This is a genomic window from Alteromonas sp. DY56-G5 (assembly GCF_041414725.1).
Lineage (GTDB): Bacteria > Pseudomonadota > Gammaproteobacteria > Enterobacterales > Alteromonadaceae > Alteromonas > Alteromonas macleodii.
This window is the reverse complement of the sequence record NZ_JANHZQ010000001.1, coordinates 150,080-165,454: the sequence shown is the minus strand read 5'-3', so window position 1 is coordinate 165,454 and position 15,375 is coordinate 150,080. Positions and strand designations below refer to the sequence as shown.

The 15,375-nt window shown below is 45.7% G+C and carries 12 protein-coding genes; 3 read left to right on the top strand and 9 right to left on the bottom strand.

The window, feature by feature from the left end; genetic code table 11:
* Positions 1 to 50: 50 nt before the first annotated feature.
* The 9 genes from NO989_RS00635 to NO989_RS00595 all read right to left on the bottom strand — a co-directional run bounded on the left by NO989_RS00635 (position 51) and on the right by NO989_RS00595 (position 10,529).
* On the bottom strand, positions 51 to 1,634 hold the full coding sequence (locus NO989_RS00635) for a PAS domain-containing methyl-accepting chemotaxis protein (protein ID WP_039229218.1): 1,584 nt from the start codon (positions 1,632 to 1,634) through the stop codon (positions 51 to 53).
* A 156-nt stretch (positions 1,635 to 1,790) separates the two neighbouring features.
* Positions 1,791 to 3,296 carry a sensor histidine kinase gene (locus tag NO989_RS00630; protein ID WP_039229215.1) on the bottom strand — a complete coding sequence of 502 codons (1,506 nt, stop codon included), beginning with the start codon at positions 3,294 to 3,296 and terminating at the stop codon, positions 1,791 to 1,793.
* 87 nt (positions 3,297 to 3,383) lie between these two features.
* A complete protein-coding gene (locus tag NO989_RS00625; protein ID WP_348670360.1) occupies positions 3,384 to 4,466 on the bottom strand; it encodes a methyl-accepting chemotaxis protein in 1,083 nt (360 codons plus the stop codon).
* Positions 4,467 to 4,618: 152 nt separating this feature from the next.
* Complete coding sequence (locus NO989_RS00620; RefSeq protein ID WP_348670361.1) at positions 4,619 to 5,020, bottom strand: hypothetical protein; 402 nt, start codon at positions 5,018 to 5,020, stop codon at positions 4,619 to 4,621.
* A gap of 44 nt (positions 5,021 to 5,064) precedes the next feature.
* Positions 5,065 to 6,444: a sulfite oxidase gene (locus NO989_RS00615; protein ID WP_014951128.1), complete on the bottom strand. Its 1,380-nt coding sequence runs from the start codon at positions 6,442 to 6,444 to the stop codon at positions 5,065 to 5,067.
* Positions 6,444 to 7,448 (bottom strand): YeiH family protein, encoded by a 1,005-nt coding sequence (locus NO989_RS00610; protein WP_014951129.1) that lies wholly within the window; start codon positions 7,446 to 7,448, stop codon positions 6,444 to 6,446. The genes NO989_RS00615 and NO989_RS00610 overlap by 1 nt, the downstream gene beginning before the upstream one ends.
* Positions 7,449 to 7,454: 6 nt before the next feature.
* On the bottom strand, positions 7,455 to 8,462 hold the full coding sequence (locus tag NO989_RS00605; protein ID WP_014951130.1) for a TauD/TfdA family dioxygenase: 1,008 nt from the start codon (positions 8,460 to 8,462) through the stop codon (positions 7,455 to 7,457).
* Between the two features lie 9 nt (positions 8,463 to 8,471).
* Entirely contained in the window at positions 8,472 to 9,425 is a 954-nt protein-coding gene (locus tag NO989_RS00600) for an aldo/keto reductase (protein ID WP_014951131.1), read from the bottom strand.
* A gap of 354 nt (positions 9,426 to 9,779) precedes the next feature.
* Entirely contained in the window at positions 9,780 to 10,529 is a 750-nt protein-coding gene (locus NO989_RS00595; protein ID WP_014951132.1) for a GntR family transcriptional regulator, read from the bottom strand.
* Between the two features lie 99 nt (positions 10,530 to 10,628).
* Between NO989_RS00595 and NO989_RS00590 the strand changes: the two genes are divergently transcribed.
* The 3 genes from NO989_RS00590 (at position 10,629) to NO989_RS00580 (ending at position 15,308) form a co-directional block, all read left to right on the top strand.
* A complete protein-coding gene (locus tag NO989_RS00590) occupies positions 10,629 to 11,381 on the top strand; it encodes a TSUP family transporter (protein ID WP_014951133.1) in 753 nt (250 codons plus the stop codon).
* Positions 11,382 to 11,497: 116 nt separating this feature from the next.
* Complete coding sequence (locus NO989_RS00585) at positions 11,498 to 13,564, top strand: alpha-xylosidase (RefSeq protein ID WP_321824909.1); 2,067 nt, start codon at positions 11,498 to 11,500, stop codon at positions 13,562 to 13,564.
* Positions 13,565 to 13,580: 16 nt separating this feature from the next.
* Positions 13,581 to 15,308 (top strand): solute:sodium symporter family transporter, encoded by a 1,728-nt coding sequence (locus NO989_RS00580; protein WP_014951135.1) that lies wholly within the window; start codon positions 13,581 to 13,583, stop codon positions 15,306 to 15,308.
* Positions 15,309 to 15,375 lie beyond the last annotated feature (67 nt).

The following is a 15,375-nucleotide window of genomic DNA, read 5'->3' as shown; positions in this document are numbered from 1 at the left end:
TAGGCAATAGGTCTTTTAATGGATCGAGCTTAAGCGAGCTGGAGAGAGTATTACTCTCCCACTCGCTTATCTGTACTGAAACGCAATATTAGCTCGTGAACCTGATTAACCGTTGCGCGCAAATCGTGACTTGCTGCAAGCGATGCTTCAGATGAACGCTGGGTTTCAGACGCGCCGTCAGCGACTTCTACTAACTGCTGGTTAATATGCTCTGCCACCGTGCTTTGTTCTTCTACCGCTGAAGACATCTCTACCGTGGCATCAGCGATACCTTTTACTGCATTGTTAATTTCAAACAATGCACCTCGGGTTTCTTCTACTATAGCGCTGCCGTGCTCAGCTGAAGCTAGCCCTTCCGTCGATACCCTAACAGCGCGGTCAGAACGCTCAGCCAATTCATTAATGATGTTGTGGATTTTATCGGTCGATTCGCGAGTTTTCGAAGCTAAAGTACGAACCTCATCGGCAACAACCGCAAAACCTCTTCCTTGTTCGCCAGCCCTTGCAGCTTCGATCGCAGCATTAAGCGCTAACAGGTTAGTTTGCTCAGCGATGGTCGAGATGATATTGGCCGCTTCGCCAATATCGCTGGTTGACTGAGCCAACTCTGTCACTGTGGTAGAGATAGACTCAACCGCCTCGCGTAAGGCGACAATCGCCTGCATGGCTTGTTCTGCTTTTTGGTTGCCTGTCTCTACATTAGATGCCGCTGTCCTTGCGCTCTTTGCGTTACTTTCTACTCGTTCGGCAACTTCTTGAATCGCTTGACTCATTTGCGTTACCGCAGACGCAATTTGCTGTGTAGCTTGATTTTGCTGAACAACCGCGGCACTGGTGCTTTCTGCTTGTTGATGCGTGGTGTTAGCTATCGATTCGAGCCCCGCTGACGCATCTTTAATTCGGGTTAATGCCGTGCGATTTCTGGCAAGTTCACACCCCAGTGCAAGTTTGGCTTGGCTTATGTGAGGGGGGTCTGGGAAGTAGGTTTGTGCCACCGTTTCATTAGCGTAGCTTTCTGGGCTAAGAGAAAGCAGCGCGCCCCAGTCTTTTCTTGTCTTGGTTTCTTGAGCAATCATTAAAACTACAGCTCCAAGCAGCGCAATGCCTGCCGCTGCCCAACCATGGGTAAACGCGAGTACTAAAACAAGTAGGGCGCTTAACAATATTGCTGGCGCCATGTGCATTAGCCCTTGCCCCAGTCGCGACATCGGTGATACCGCAGATTTTCCTTCCTGCATTCTGGCGTAAACACTAGATGCGCGTGCTATTTCGTCATTTAACGCCGGCACTCGAACAGATTCGTAGCCTACTACTGACTTACCTTCATAAACGGGAGTCACAAACGCCGAAACCCAATAGTGATCGCCATTTTTTCTTCTGTTTTTAACTAACCCAATCCAGCTTTGCCCTGATTCCAAAGTACGCCACATTTCTTTGAACACAGGAGCAGGCATATCTGGATGACGGATAATGTTGTGATTTTTACCAATGAGTTCTTCACGACTGAAGCCACTTGCTTCTACAAATGCGCTATTACAATGCTGGATTACACCGCGCTTATCGGTAGATGAAATAAGACGATGATGTGCGGGAAACTTGTACTCTTTCTGGGTAACTGGCTGATTATTTCTCATTGGGTGCTTTCTCCATGTAGCAAAGCAATCATCCGTTAATCGTAGGAAATGTTGCTTACCTCCTAAGACTAGAACATAAACAAATTCTGTCTAGCAGGAAGAAAAAATTAGAGAAATTCTATATTCTATCAGCTATTTAGGAAAGCAATTTATACTTTAGGCTAGAGGTAACAAAACGGTAACGCGCGTACCCTTTCCTTCTTCGCTAGTGATATTTATCTTTCCGTTGTGCTCTTCAACAATAGTCATGGAAATAGACATTCCCAACCCTGTTCCCTCGCCGGGTGGTTTAGTTGTAAAAAAGGGCGTGAATATTCTATCCAGTGTTTCTTTCGACATACCAATACCCTCGTCTTCTACGATAAGCATGGCGCTTTTGTCATCTTGCTGCACTTTTAGTGTTATGGACTTCCCTTCTGGTGTTGCATAAATAGCATTGGTCACAAAGTTAACCAACACCTGCTGGATCTGTCCTGCATTACCAAGGAAATAGACATCCTTATCGGGTACTTCTACATTAAGTTTGTTTTTGTACCTGTGCAGATTGTTCGTTAGCTTGATCACCGTGTTCATGGCGTCAATGGCACTAATTTGTGTATGCTTTCCTGAACCAGGATACGAAAAACTTCGCAGCGCTTTTACAATTTCAATAATACGTTCAATGCCCTCGTGAGATTCATTGAACATCTCTGTAATTTCGCTCGCACTTTCTTGTAGTGAAAAGCGTTTTTCCAGCGCCTCGAACTGCGACTCTACCTCTCCACCAGCAGTGCGACAAAGCTTGCCTATTTCTTCTAACGCGTGTTGATAATCGCTAAAAATTTCTTTTGCAACCACCGTATTGCTTCGAACATAACCGATAGGGTTATTGATTTCGTGTGCTATACCCGCAGCAAGTTGTCCCAACATCGCCATCTTGTCTGCACTAACCAGCCTTTCTTCTAGAAAGTCTCTGTCTTTTTTAACCGAACTCAATTCTATTTGCCGACTGGTGAGCTCAGTTTTTTTGTTCTGGTAACGAGACGTAATGTTTAGATAATGTTTGGTGGTATCAAGAACGTGTAGCGTTTCTTCTTCTAAGTGATCGTCTTTGGTAAGCAACACGAGCCAAGCGAATTCGCCGTCTGCCATTTCATGCATAAAGTGAAGTAGCCTTGCTTCTTCTTTTGTATCTGGTCGCTCCACTGCATTAACGCACCAGTGGGAATAGCTCTCACGCAGTGTCAGAGGGGTTTCGTCTTTGAGAAGTTTGGCGAGCTCGGGAGAGCTATACCATCCATTTTCATGAGATAGCACCTGGCTATCATCCCCCACCGTTAGCGCTTCACCTTCTACAATAAATGCTTTTCCACAATGGGCACCGCTAAATTCGACCGCCGATTCCAGCGCAGAAAATATAAAACTCTTACCCGGCTGAGCATTTGAAAGCTGTGATGCGGCACGGTTAAGGTACAACAACTCCCTTTCCCGCTGTTTTGAATCTTTTAAGGCTTTTCTTAGCGCTTGATTCGCTAAGTAAGCATCTTGTGAGTAGGTTTCAAGAAAAGACTCTGCGTTTTTACGCGCTATTTTTTGACGTTTAAGCTGTCGTTCTAAAGAGTTAACGCGGGCTTCCAGCGCTAGAATGCGCTCTTGTTCGGTGGAATACGATGTTTCACTCACCAAAAAGCCCTCCGTTTAGGGCGCCGCTATGAATTCGGGCGCCACGCTTTTCAATAGGGCCAGTTGAACCGCAAGGCTCTACGGGCGCTAGCTAACTAGCCTATCAAGTAGTGTTAGTACTCTCTCACTGGCTTGTTCCATTTCCATAAGCTTAGCATCTGCCTCAGCATTGTTGCCATTTTGTTTAGCTAGAACGGCAGCGATACCGCTACTATGCACTTTTGCATGCGGCGCTTCAATCTCTCTGAATGCCGTTGTTTGGCCAATTGCTTTGTTAGCATTGTCACTATACCACTGCCCAAGGCGGCAGTTCTTATGATCGCCAAAGTCCGCCACAGATTTATTGCTGTAGCCGCACAGCACTGCATAAACCTCGGCCTTCCACACTACATGATCCAATTTTACTGTTTGAATGAACGTAGCAATTGCGCCTTCGCTAATGGTGGACTTCATACTGTCACAGTGTTGCACCATAACTTCGTAGCTGCCATTTAGCTGATTAATGCCGGTCTCTAGCTGCTCGTTGTTTCCGCGCAGTTCATTGACACCTGAAACCGCTTTGGAAGTAGACTGAATTATACCGTTCACCAACTCAGATACTTCTGTTGCTGATTTGTTGGTTTCTGTCGCCAATGCACGTACTTCATCAGCAACAACACTAAACCCGCGGCCTGCATCGCCTGCTCGCGCAGCTTCGATAGCAGCGTTTAGCGCAAGTAAGTTAGTTTGGTCAGAAATACTCGTAATAGTAGTAACAAATTTATTAATGTTATCTGCTGTTGTTGATAGCCCCGATATACGTTCGCTCATGCTGCCCATTTGGACATTAAGCCCGCTCATGTCGGTAACAATTTTGCTTAATGTAGTCGCAGAATCACTAAACAACTCATTAATATTAGCAACAGACTGGTTCTCAGCATCGATACGTTGATAAGTAGCCAACACCGTTTCACGAATACCTTCTAATTGACGCATTGCATCAACGATGCACTTCATTACAACGGAATCGTTCGACGATGCATACTGGCCGTTTGCAGCCTCAATGGCATTAATGAGTTCACTATTTTCTGCCTCTAAAACGTCAATTTTGTCTAAGGCTTCTTGCACTCTTGCTTCTAGTTTACGTACTTGCGCTTCTTTTTCTTCGTATTTACTGCGAGATACAAACATGTGTGGTTACCGATATGTTTTTTATAGAGTTATTTTGTTCAGATTAACAGATATCCAGACCATTTAACTATTAGTCTGAAGTAGCGTTATGCTATGAGTATCGGCGGAATATTGAAAAACTGATGAAATAAAACGCTCGGTTGAGACGAGCTTTATTTTTGTGGCAGTAGATGCGGCTCTAGGGGCGGGCGACGGGCGCCTTTTTTAGGACCATACCACAACGCCAGATAGTCTAGGATAGCGGGCTCTGCATCACCTAATGGCCATAGCTTTTGCGTGTCTTGCATCCATCGAATAGTTTCAAGCCATCTCTCTCTGCTCATTGCGTTCTGTGTAATTAGTGAAGGCGAATGGCATGCGCTACAGTGTGCAACCACTAGATTATAGCCCGGCGCTACAGTAAGACCTGACTGGGGGTCAACAGACACAGTCGTGGCATCAGCGGAATGCATACTTGAGCCGCTATTTTTATCGCTACTTTCATTGATGGCCGCAACCAGTGGTGTGCTAACTAACCCTGCCATAATAGAAACAAAAACGAATAGATGGCGCATGCGAGCGCTCCATATCTCAAACACGTTACTCGGTACCATGTGTTTTACACAACCCGCACAGCAATGCGATGGCAGGCATTGTTTAAGTAGCCTTTTGGATTCCAGCCTGGCAATACCATAGGTTGTGATTTTCCATTTTCATCTACGGCTTTGGCCCATATTTCGAAATAACCTTGTTGAGGAAAGGCTATTTTTGTAGTGAATTGCTGCCATGCATGTCTATTTACGGGTAGCGTGAGCTCTGCTATTTGCCACGTTTGTCCGAAATCAATAGATGTGTACACTTCAGCCACTTTACCCTCACCACTCCATGCATGACCGCGCACGCTTAGTTTCTTGGCCAAAGGATGATCAGTGCCCGACTGTGGAAAAGTAATGAGTGACTTAATAGGCATAGCTTCAATGATACACATATCTTCATCGGCTACTTTCGCCCCCGGAGCAACGGGTTTACAAGGGAGTCGGTACGCTTTGCCCAGCATTTTTGCACCGTCATGCACGCGGTCTCTGACCACTATCTTCTTAAGCCACTTACCAGACGTAGACGCTGGCCAACCACCAAAAACCAGTCGGAGCGGATAGCCATTCATTAAAGGCAGAGGTTCATCATTCATCGCCCACGCAATCAACGACTCATCTTCCATCGCTTTGTTTATCGGCACCCCGCGAGAAATAGCCGCTTTGCCCGGTGTACGGCTTAAATGCTGGTCATCACCATAATAGCCAATGTAAACAGCGCTATCTTTTACGCCCACTGACGTGAGTACATCTTTAAGCCTTACACCTGTCCATTTAGGGCATCCCACAGCTCCGGTAGTCCATTGGTTCCCCGTCGCTGCTGGCGAGAACTCGGCACGTCCATTACCGCCGCATTCCAGCGTTAGTTGGTATGAGTAATGTTTGAATTGGGTTTTGAGCTCTTCCAACGTGAAGGTTTTTGACTGCTCGGCCGACTCCCCTTCAATAGTAAGCGTCCACGTACTCGCGTCTGGCTTTTGCGGGGGAATACCATTATTCCTTACGAAAAATCGAGAGGCAGGCGTAACCGCATCATCAAGTAAGTGCGCTGGTGTTTCAGCGTTAATTGGCCGGTCGTTAAGTATTGTTAGCCCGTCTTTTCCCTCGATAGAAAAAGGCGTGTTCGACTGAGCAAATGCAGCGGGAATAAGTCCTGCTGGCATGAACTGACCGTAAACGACTTCAGCACCAAGTAGCAAAGACAGAGACTTCAGACCTTTGATAAAACCACGCCGAGTCAGCGCGTTGCTAGTTCGCTGAAAAACCTGTTCGTCGGCCTTTACAGGGTCCTTAGCGTACAGTTCGTGAAGGCCATGTTTTTTCACTGCTACCACCTCGTCATTGAGTGCTTTGTGTATTAAGAGTGCATTAAGAATAATTGTGATAAATCGCGCAAAAAATCCCACTATATTGCGAACAAATAGCCCAATATAAGCAGTGCAATCCACAGCGTTTCTGCCACAATCATTACAATTGGCAGCATACCGACTTCGGCTAACTTACCAAGGTTAGACTTCATACCGATTGCCGTAATTGAAACGACTAAGAAGAAGCGTGATATCTGGGTCCCCGTCTCAATAACTACTTCGGGTAGGGTTACAAAGCTGTTGAGTAACATAAGTACAATAAAGCCAACTAGAAACATCGGCATTTTAGGCACTTGCGCCCCGTCAGCCTGACTTTTGGCTTTGTAAAAGTGTTTAATGGCAATCATCATAATGAGTACCACTGGCATTAGCATGGCTACTCGTACCAGCTTGGTCAGTGTCGCCATGTCGCCTGCACTGTCAGACACCGAGTAACCTGCCCCCACAACTTGCGCCACATCGTGAATAGTGCCGCCTAAGAAAATGCCAGCTTCCGTATCATTCATGCCCAACTGCGCCGCCACAATTGGGTAGAGCACCATGGCGATGGTCGACATAGCGGTTACGCCAATAACCGTCAGCAACGTGTCTCTTTCGTGGTTTTCTCCCTTGGGAAGAATGGTGGAAATGGCGAGAGCCGCAGACGCACCACAAATGGCTACTGAGCCTCCCGTTAATGCACCAAAACGCTTTTGTAACCCGAGTAATTTGGCGAGACCCACTCCGACAATAATTGTTGTGAGTATGGCAGCGGCCAGCATAAGAGCGGTCTGCCACCCAAGTACCGCTAAGTCACCTAGCGCAATGCGTAGACCAAGCAGAACAACTCCAGCGCGAAGAAGAGTACTTGCCGTGAAATCGATACCACACGCACAGGGCGTATCGTTCTGATACAAAAACGATACGGCCATACCTAAAAGTAATGCGAACAACATAGCAGGGGCGTTGTAATGCTCACTCAAAAAGAGCGCCGCCATACCGGTAATGGTTGCAATTCCCAGCCCGGGCCAAATATTTTTACATTTTACTGCTATATCGTTCATTTTCTTTTATCGCTCTGAGGCCACAAGCGCAACAAGCACTACGCGCTTTCGCTCGCCAGAATAAGGGCGGCGGCCATGCATTGCACGGTAATTGTCAACAATAGCCACGTCACCATCTTGCCACTCTAAGTCAAAGGTGTAAGTTTCAGACAGTTCTGCAACGCGCTCTAAACCGGCTTTAGGAATTGCACTTCCATCGCCAAAAGTAATTGCCGACGACGGGTTTTCCCTTACGCCTTTCCATCCCATATACGCAGCTATTAGCTGGTTATAGAACACTTCTGAGCCATCACTAAGTTCGATAACCGCAGGTAAGACAGGCGTAATGGCTCTTAGACTACCATCCTCCAACCATTGCCAGGTGTATCCTAACTCTTTTAATTTAGCTTCTGCCTCTTCTAATGACTCAACGCTTAGCGTGCTTTTCCAGCTTCTTCCTTGGCCAGAGTTGGCATCATTGGCTGCTGGCATAGTAGTCGTATATTTAAGGCCTTTCTCTTTAAAGTCTTTAGCAAGCGCAGGATTTTCTTCCTTCAATGCTTCAAACAATTTGTCGGAGCGACATAAAGGCGTTGCTCCCCCCTCATCCGCTGCAGTCTTACAAAAGAAAAACAGCTTGCTAGGTGAAATAGGCGTCTGCGCCATTTCATGATGTAGAAAAATTTCTACGTCTTTCGGCGCTTCATTTGCTGTGAATACGCGCTCAGTAAAGTTAATACGCACTGCATTAGACAACGACTCCTGATAGGTAAAGTTAGGATAGCCGAAGCCTGCTGAGAAAACGTCAAAGGTCTCTGCGGAATCAATTGGAAACCCTCGGAAAAGTAGTGCTCCCGACTTTGCAAGTTTTGCTTCAAGCTCTGATTGATTTGCTTTTACAAATGCAACGGTCTCTTCTACCGTTGTACAACCCTCGTTGTTCACGACTATTTCAGGGAACACACCGCCGTTATAATTGTGCTGAGTAGGTACACTTGCGTAGGCTACCGCAGAGCTGTCATTGACGTTTTTCATAGCTAACTCCTAGTCGTAAATAGGGTGGAAACGGTTAAAGGCAGCTTCGCAGAAGTGCCCTGGATCGTTAAATCTGCGATTTACGTTCAATGCAGATATTGCCTGCATTTCACTGTCGCTGAGTGAGAAGTCAAAAAGTGCGAGGTTTTCTTTCATACGCTCAACTTTTGACGTTTTTGGAATGATGGCGTTACCGCGCTGAATTCCCCAACGCAAGACAACCTGCGCGGGCGTTTTACCATGGGCTTCTGCCGCGGCTTTTACTACGCTTTGCTCAAGCACTGATTCCGTCTGATCAGCCATTTCAAGCTCTAGATAAGATAAGGCACCTAGCGGAGAGAAGGCCGTCACCTCCAGTCCATAGTCTTTTGCCAAACGAATTAGTCGCTCTTGCGTAAGGTACGGGTGAGATTCAATTTGCAGCATGGCTGGCTTAATACGCGCATAGCTCATCAGGTCGTTAAGCAAACCGGTGTTGTAATTACACACACCAATTTGTTTTGCTTTTCCGCTATCGGCAAGCGACTCCATTGCCTCCCATGTCTTATGCAAAGGTACAGGCGCGAGTTCCATTTTAGGCTCGGCAACATCAGGTTCGTAAAACCATTCTGGTGGATAACGGGTCTCGATAGGCACAAATTTCTGCGCTATCGGGAAATGGATCAGGTATAAGTCTACATAATCTAACTGTAAGTCTGACAAGGTTTTCTCTAAAGCAAGACCCACGTGCTCAGGGGCGTGAAAGGTATTCCATAGTTTTGAAGTAACCCAAAGCTCTTCTCTGGTGCACAAGCCTTCATCAATCGCTCGCTTAATGCCTTCACCCACTTCCTTTTCATTGCCGTAATCAGCGGCACAATCTAAGTGTCGATAGCCAGCCTTAATCGCTTGGTACGTGGTTTCCGCACATATGGCAGTATCGACCTTCCAAAAACCAAAACCTACCTCTGGTATCTTATTCATTGTTTCATTCACCTTAGAATTCGTTGCTTTAAGCTAGTACGGACTTTCTCTTAAACGTACTGCAAAGATAAAAAGCCGCGGTTTACTTTTGCAGTATGCTCTTGTATAACTTTAGCTTCAAACTTTAGTCTTGTATAAGACATAAGTTATTACACAGATATACCGATGTCAACAAAGTGTTAACAAACTTAATGAAAAGTTTGGAGTGCAATAAAAAGAAATGTCTTGCGGTGGCATAACAAGGTAAAGCGTTACCTTGTTATGCTAGGTGTTCGAGAGTCGGTAAGAAACAATTTGATAGGAACGGACGTTTAAAACGTTGTGGTTGAACAGTTTGGCGTTGATAGCAAAGGATTAATCAAGTTCAACTTGGTAATGGTAGTGGTCAGTTCTACATTTGCTTTCACGATATTCAATGAGTTTACCGTCAATAGACTCAGTGACGCGCGTAACCATAAGTAACGGCATTCCTTTTTCGATACCTAAGCTTTTTGCATCACTTTTTGAGGCCAAAACCGCTTTAATGCTGTCACGGGTCTTAAATACAGTTTGGTTGTAGTCCGTTTGATAAAAATGATACAGAGTATGCGGAATATCTTCTCGCTTCTCGATGTCAGGAAATCGCTTAGACGGTAAATAAATAGTTTCAAGCATACAAAATTCGTTATCGAGAATTCGCCTACGCTTAAGCTTCACTACTTTGTCTTTAGCGGTAATTGATAGTGCAGTTTGGACACTTTCAATTGGCTCGACCAGCTCTTTACTTAACAGTTCAGCTTTGGGTAGGTCAGCACCTTTTCCGTCAGCTTGTAACGGAAAGAAACGAAACAGCGCATCTTGTGCCGTATGCTCAGAAACAAATGTACCGACCCCCTGACGACGGGTTACAATTTTGGTATCTGTCAGCAATGTTAGCGCTTTGCGAACGGTTCCTTGGCTAACATTGAATTCGTCAGCAAGCTTAAACTCACTAGGTAGCATCTCGCCTGGTTGCCAACGGCGCTCGACAATAAGCTGCTTAATGTATTCAGCGACTTGTTGATACAGCGGCTGAAAGGCAAGACTTGGACCGCTGAGTTTGTGATCGAATTGAGATGAAGACATGAACCCTAACCTAAACGCTTAATTTTTGTTGTTATATCATACACAAGAGTTATAGCGCACTTTTGATATAAATCACATACATTGCAGGAATTACACGTGATGCTTTTGGAAACACTGCTTCCCATGTTTGCGCTATTGGGGCTTGCGACACTGCTACAGACCTTAAGCGGTTTTGGTTTTGGCCTTATGGTGGTATCAAGCTTTACGTTATTCGGCATCTTGCCGCTTACGGCGACCACCTTTATGGTGAGTTTTCTAAGTCTTTTCAATTCCATCAGCTTAGTAGTGAAAAACACGGAGCAAATAAATAGACGTGCTTTCACTATTATACTGGTTAGCGGTATACCATTTATGGCGGTAGGCTACGCATTGTTGGAATACCTGTCCGTTGGGATGGCAACTTGGCTCAATTTACTGCTTGGCTTGGCTATTCTCAGCTGCTGTGGCCTTTTATTAATAAAAAGAAAGCGGACACAGCCATCTGGTCGCGCATACGGTTTTTCTATCGCTGGCGCTCTAGGTGGATTGCTAGGCGGTCTTTTTTCTACTTTTGGCCCACCTGTGGTATTTCAGTGTTATCGACAAACCTGGCCAATTAATGAAATCAGGATAACGCTGCTGGCCGTATTTAGTGTTACCTCACTTATACGCCTTGCCATAATACCGTTTGGTACTTTGCCTTCAACAGAAGTGTTTCTGTCTGCTGTTTTTGCCATTCCCGTCATTTTAATTTTCACGCGATTAGGACGAATTCTCGCTGCTCGCGTATCCGCTGCCGCTGTTCGACTGTTAGCCTTAACCATGCTTGCATTAAGTGGCGTAACCCTTATTGTCCAAAATATCAGTATATAAGACGGCTTGATAGTGAACGCGGATCTAAATCTTCATAATTTTCTAATTGCAGATTGACACCCAAGTTACATTTCATTAACTTATGTCTTATATAAGACATAAAGGGTAATGTAGAAATGAGTAACGCGTTTTGTGTAAATGAGCCAGAATGGAACGATATTAAAGCCGCTGACATTACTGAGCAGCCCTTTTTGTCGGATGATAAGACACTTATTGTCCCCACCCAATATGGTGAGTTGAGTCTAAGTATTAGTCAGTTTGGTTTACGCATTCAAAGTAACGTAAATGCAGCAGATGATTTTGGTATGCTTACTCAAGCGCCGGAGAGGCTATCGCTAGTACTTTCCGGTGATCAGTCTCACAGCACCCTGGCAGCAGGCGATTATCGATTAGAAGTTTTTGCCGCACCTCTTCATTTCAAGCTGTATAAAAATGACGTTTTAGTTCAGCAAAGCGCCACCGACGGCCACTTTGTACGTCAGCATCGCTTGCCGCCATTCGCTAAAACCGACAAAGGTTGGTTAGTAAGTTTAGAGCTTAGCTACGACGAAGCCGTTTATGGTCTTGGAGAGAAATGGGGCAAGCTTGATAAACGCGGCCAGCTAATTCGCTCATACAACCACGACGCTTTAGGCGTAAACGCCGAAAAGTCTTATAAAAATACACCTTACGCATGGAGTCCTGAAGGCTGGAATTTATTTGTGCACACTCCAGCGCCAGTCACCCATGGAGTCGGCTACGCACTTTGGTCACAGCGAGCTTACGTGTGCTTAGTAGAAGATAACCTACTCGACATGTTCTTGTTCCATCAAGACTCGCCAGCTAAATGCCTTCAAACCTACAGTGAGTTAACAGGCTTTGCGCCAACACCTCCAACATGGAGCTTAGGCGTAATCCTGTCTAAAGCGTATTATAAAGACGCCGACGAGCTACTCGCCGTTGCCCGCGAAGTGCGCGAAAAGAATATGCCTTGCGATGTTATTACCCTTGATGGTCGCGCATGGCAAGACACAGATACCCGCTTTGCTTTTGAGTGGGACCCTAAACGCTACGCCGATCCTCAACCGGTTATTGATGAACTTAAAGCGTTAGGCTTTAAGATTTGCGTATGGGAATACCCCATGATTTCAGTGAAAAACCCCCTTTACAAAAAGGCGGCCGAAAAGGGTTGGCTGATAAAGGATAAACGCACTGGCGAAGCGTACCGCTATGCGTGGGACTTAAGCCCATTTGGTGAAGTACTTACGCCTTTGCCAGACTCAGGTATTTTAGACTTTACCAACCCTGAAGCTTACGAGTTTTGGAAAACGTCGCACAAACCTTTATTTGACCTTGGCGTAGATATGATAAAGGCCGACTTTGGCGAACAGTTGGAAGACGACAATATGCTGTCGTATAGCGGTGATTCAGGCAATCGCCTACATAACGTGTACAGTATGCTCTACAACCGTTGTGTTTACGAGGCTGCCGACGCTTACTGTAAAACAGGTCCATTCTTATTCAGTCGCTCAGCTTGGACGGGAAGTCAGCGTTACCCATCGCAGTGGGGCGGTGACCCGCAAGCCGACTGGCATGGCCTTGCAGCAAGCATTCGTGGCAGTTTGTCTTGGGGTATGTCAGGCGGGCCGTTTTTCGCTACCGATATAGGCGGGTTTTACAAAGACACCCGAGATGCCGAACTTTACGTAAGATGGGCACAAGCGTCAGTGTTTAGTGCCCACATGCGATTGCACGGTATTGGCCCTCGTGAACCCTGGTCCTACGGCGATGCCGCTTCCAATGCAGTATTTGAGGCCCTTAAGCTAAGATATAAGCTTATTCCATACCTAAAGGAAACCGCAGAAAAAGCATCACAAACAGGACTTCCGGTTCAGCGCGCCATGGCTTTAGCCTTCCCTGAACAGCCGCTCTCGCATGGTTTTGAACAACAATTTATGTGCGGTGATGACCTACTTGTTGTGCCTTGCGTGGTGCCCGGCGGAAAAATTAAATACTACTTACCAAAAGGTGAATGGATACGTTTTGGTACCGAAGAAGTCGTGCAGGGTGAGCAATACAGAGAAGAAATACTTGCGCTTAACGATGTGGCGGTGTTCATCCAAAAAGGCAGTCGCATTGTAATGGGCCCAGATGTTCAACATACCGATATGGATATGTCGAACACCACACATTGGCCAGCGTAGCGCATAGGAGCAGTTCATGGATATCACCCTTACCCTATTGTCATGCATGGCATTTATGGCACTGGTTGCCGTTATTTCTTACATGAAAACAAAAGGGGAAGTAAACACGCAAGACGGTTACTTCCTTGCAGGAAGAGGGTTGACCGGCACTTTTATTGCTGGGTCCATGATCCTTACCAATCTTTCCGCAGAGCAGCTTATTGGATTAAATGGCTCTGCCTTTGGGTATAACTTAAGCGCTATGGCGTGGGAAGTTACCGCCGGTATCTCTACCATTATTATGGCGCTTATTTTCTTGCCTCGTTACTTAGCAGGCGCTTTCTCCACCCTACCTGAGTTTTTACGCGACCGTTTCGACGATAGCGTTCGCAGAATGACGGTAGTTTTGTTTATGGTGGGGTATTCGTTAGTTACCATTCCATCGGTGCTTTACTCTGGCTCTATTGCCGTGCTTAGGCTTTTTGATGTACCCGGGCTTTTCAATGTAAGCTATGAGGTGGGACTGGTACTTACCATCGTCATAGTCGGTACGATTGGCGCTCTCTATGCCATTTTCGGTGGTTTAAAAGCGGTAGCCGTATCAGACACGATTAATGGAGTTGGCCTTTTAATTGTGGGTTTATTGGTTCCCGTTCTTGGCTTGGTGGCCTTAGGCGACGGCAGCTTTAGCCAAGGTCTATCTACTATTGCTACAACGGAAACTGAAAAGCTCAATGCTATAGGTGGTCCCGACGACCCTGTTCCTTTTGGTACTATTTTCACGGGTATGATTTTAGCCAATTTGTTTTACTGGGGTACTAACCAATACGTAATTCAGCGAACCTTAGGCGCTAAAAATCTGGTTGAAGGCCAAAAAGGGGTGTTGTTCTCTGGCTATTTTAAAGTGCTTGTGCCCTTTATGATGATGTTACCAGGCGTGATTGCTTATCACTTATATCAAGACGAAAACCTTCAAACTATCGACCTTGCCTACCCTCATTTAGTAAAAGATGTACTCCCACAGTATTTGTCGGGTTTCTTTTTAGCAGTATTGCTTGGTGCGGTGTTTAGCTCTTTTAATTCACTGCTTAACAGTGCTGCCACCCTATTTTGCTTAGACGTATACAAACCCTTCAAAAAAGACAAAGTGAGCGACGAAAAGCTTATTCGCGTTGCCAAGATCACCAGTATTGTTATTGCTGTGCTCTCTTTTATCACGGCGCCGCTGCTTATGTTTGCCCCTGAAGGATTGTGGCAAATCATTCGCATATTTACCGGCTTTTACAATATTCCCGTTATCACTATTGTGCTTGTTGGCCTATTTACAAAACGCGTTCCTGCGCTGGCGGCAAAAGTCGCGATTATCTTCCACGTAATTGCCTATGGACTGCTTAAGTTCGTATGGGAAGTCGATATTAACTTTATCCATATCTACGCCATTTTGTTCGCTATTGAATTGGCTATTATGTTGACTATAGGCAGGCTCTACCCAATGACTACTCCATGGCATTTCACTGCAAAGGCTGAAGTCAATATGACGCCATGGCGCTATGCCATTCCCTGCGCCATCGTGCTTGTTGGCCTTATCGCAACGCTTTACCTGATGTTCTCTCCTGTAGGCTTTGTGAATGGACTAAGCAACGCGTTTGTCCCTGCACTAGTCGGCTTGTGGGCAACATGTTTCGTGGCAATTGGTATAAGTCTGAAATGGTGGCGAGTAAAGTATGAGCAAGGCTTGAAGCGCCTCGCTTCTCAGCACGCCTAACTCTCCTTCATCATTTTTGTATAGAAAAAACACAAAAAAATTAACATAACGTTTGCAAATGGCTTAA

Excerpts from the sequence above, each read along its gene's own strand:
- NO989_RS00635 (WP_039229218.1), bottom strand. The coding sequence starts at position 1,634 with ATGAGAAATAATCAGCCAGTTACCCAGAAAGAGTACAAGTTTCCCGCA.
- NO989_RS00625 (WP_348670360.1), bottom strand. The coding sequence starts at position 4,466 with ATGTTTGTATCTCGCAGTAAATACGAAGAAAAAGAAGCGCAAGTACGT.
- NO989_RS00620 (WP_348670361.1), bottom strand. The coding sequence starts at position 5,020 with ATGCGCCATCTATTCGTTTTTGTTTCTATTATGGCAGGGTTAGTTAGC.
- NO989_RS00610 (WP_014951129.1), bottom strand. The coding sequence starts at position 7,448 with ATGAACGATATAGCAGTAAAATGTAAAAATATTTGGCCCGGGCTGGGA.
- NO989_RS00605 (WP_014951130.1), bottom strand. The coding sequence starts at position 8,462 with ATGAAAAACGTCAATGACAGCTCTGCGGTAGCCTACGCAAGTGTACCT.
- NO989_RS00600 (WP_014951131.1), bottom strand. The coding sequence starts at position 9,425 with ATGAATAAGATACCAGAGGTAGGTTTTGGTTTTTGGAAGGTCGATACT.
- NO989_RS00595 (WP_014951132.1), bottom strand. The coding sequence starts at position 10,529 with ATGTCTTCATCTCAATTCGATCACAAACTCAGCGGTCCAAGTCTTGCC.
- NO989_RS00590 (WP_014951133.1), top strand. The coding sequence starts at position 10,629 with ATGCTTTTGGAAACACTGCTTCCCATGTTTGCGCTATTGGGGCTTGCG.
- NO989_RS00585 (WP_321824909.1), top strand. The coding sequence starts at position 11,498 with ATGAGTAACGCGTTTTGTGTAAATGAGCCAGAATGGAACGATATTAAA.
- NO989_RS00580 (WP_014951135.1), top strand. The coding sequence starts at position 13,581 with ATGGATATCACCCTTACCCTATTGTCATGCATGGCATTTATGGCACTG.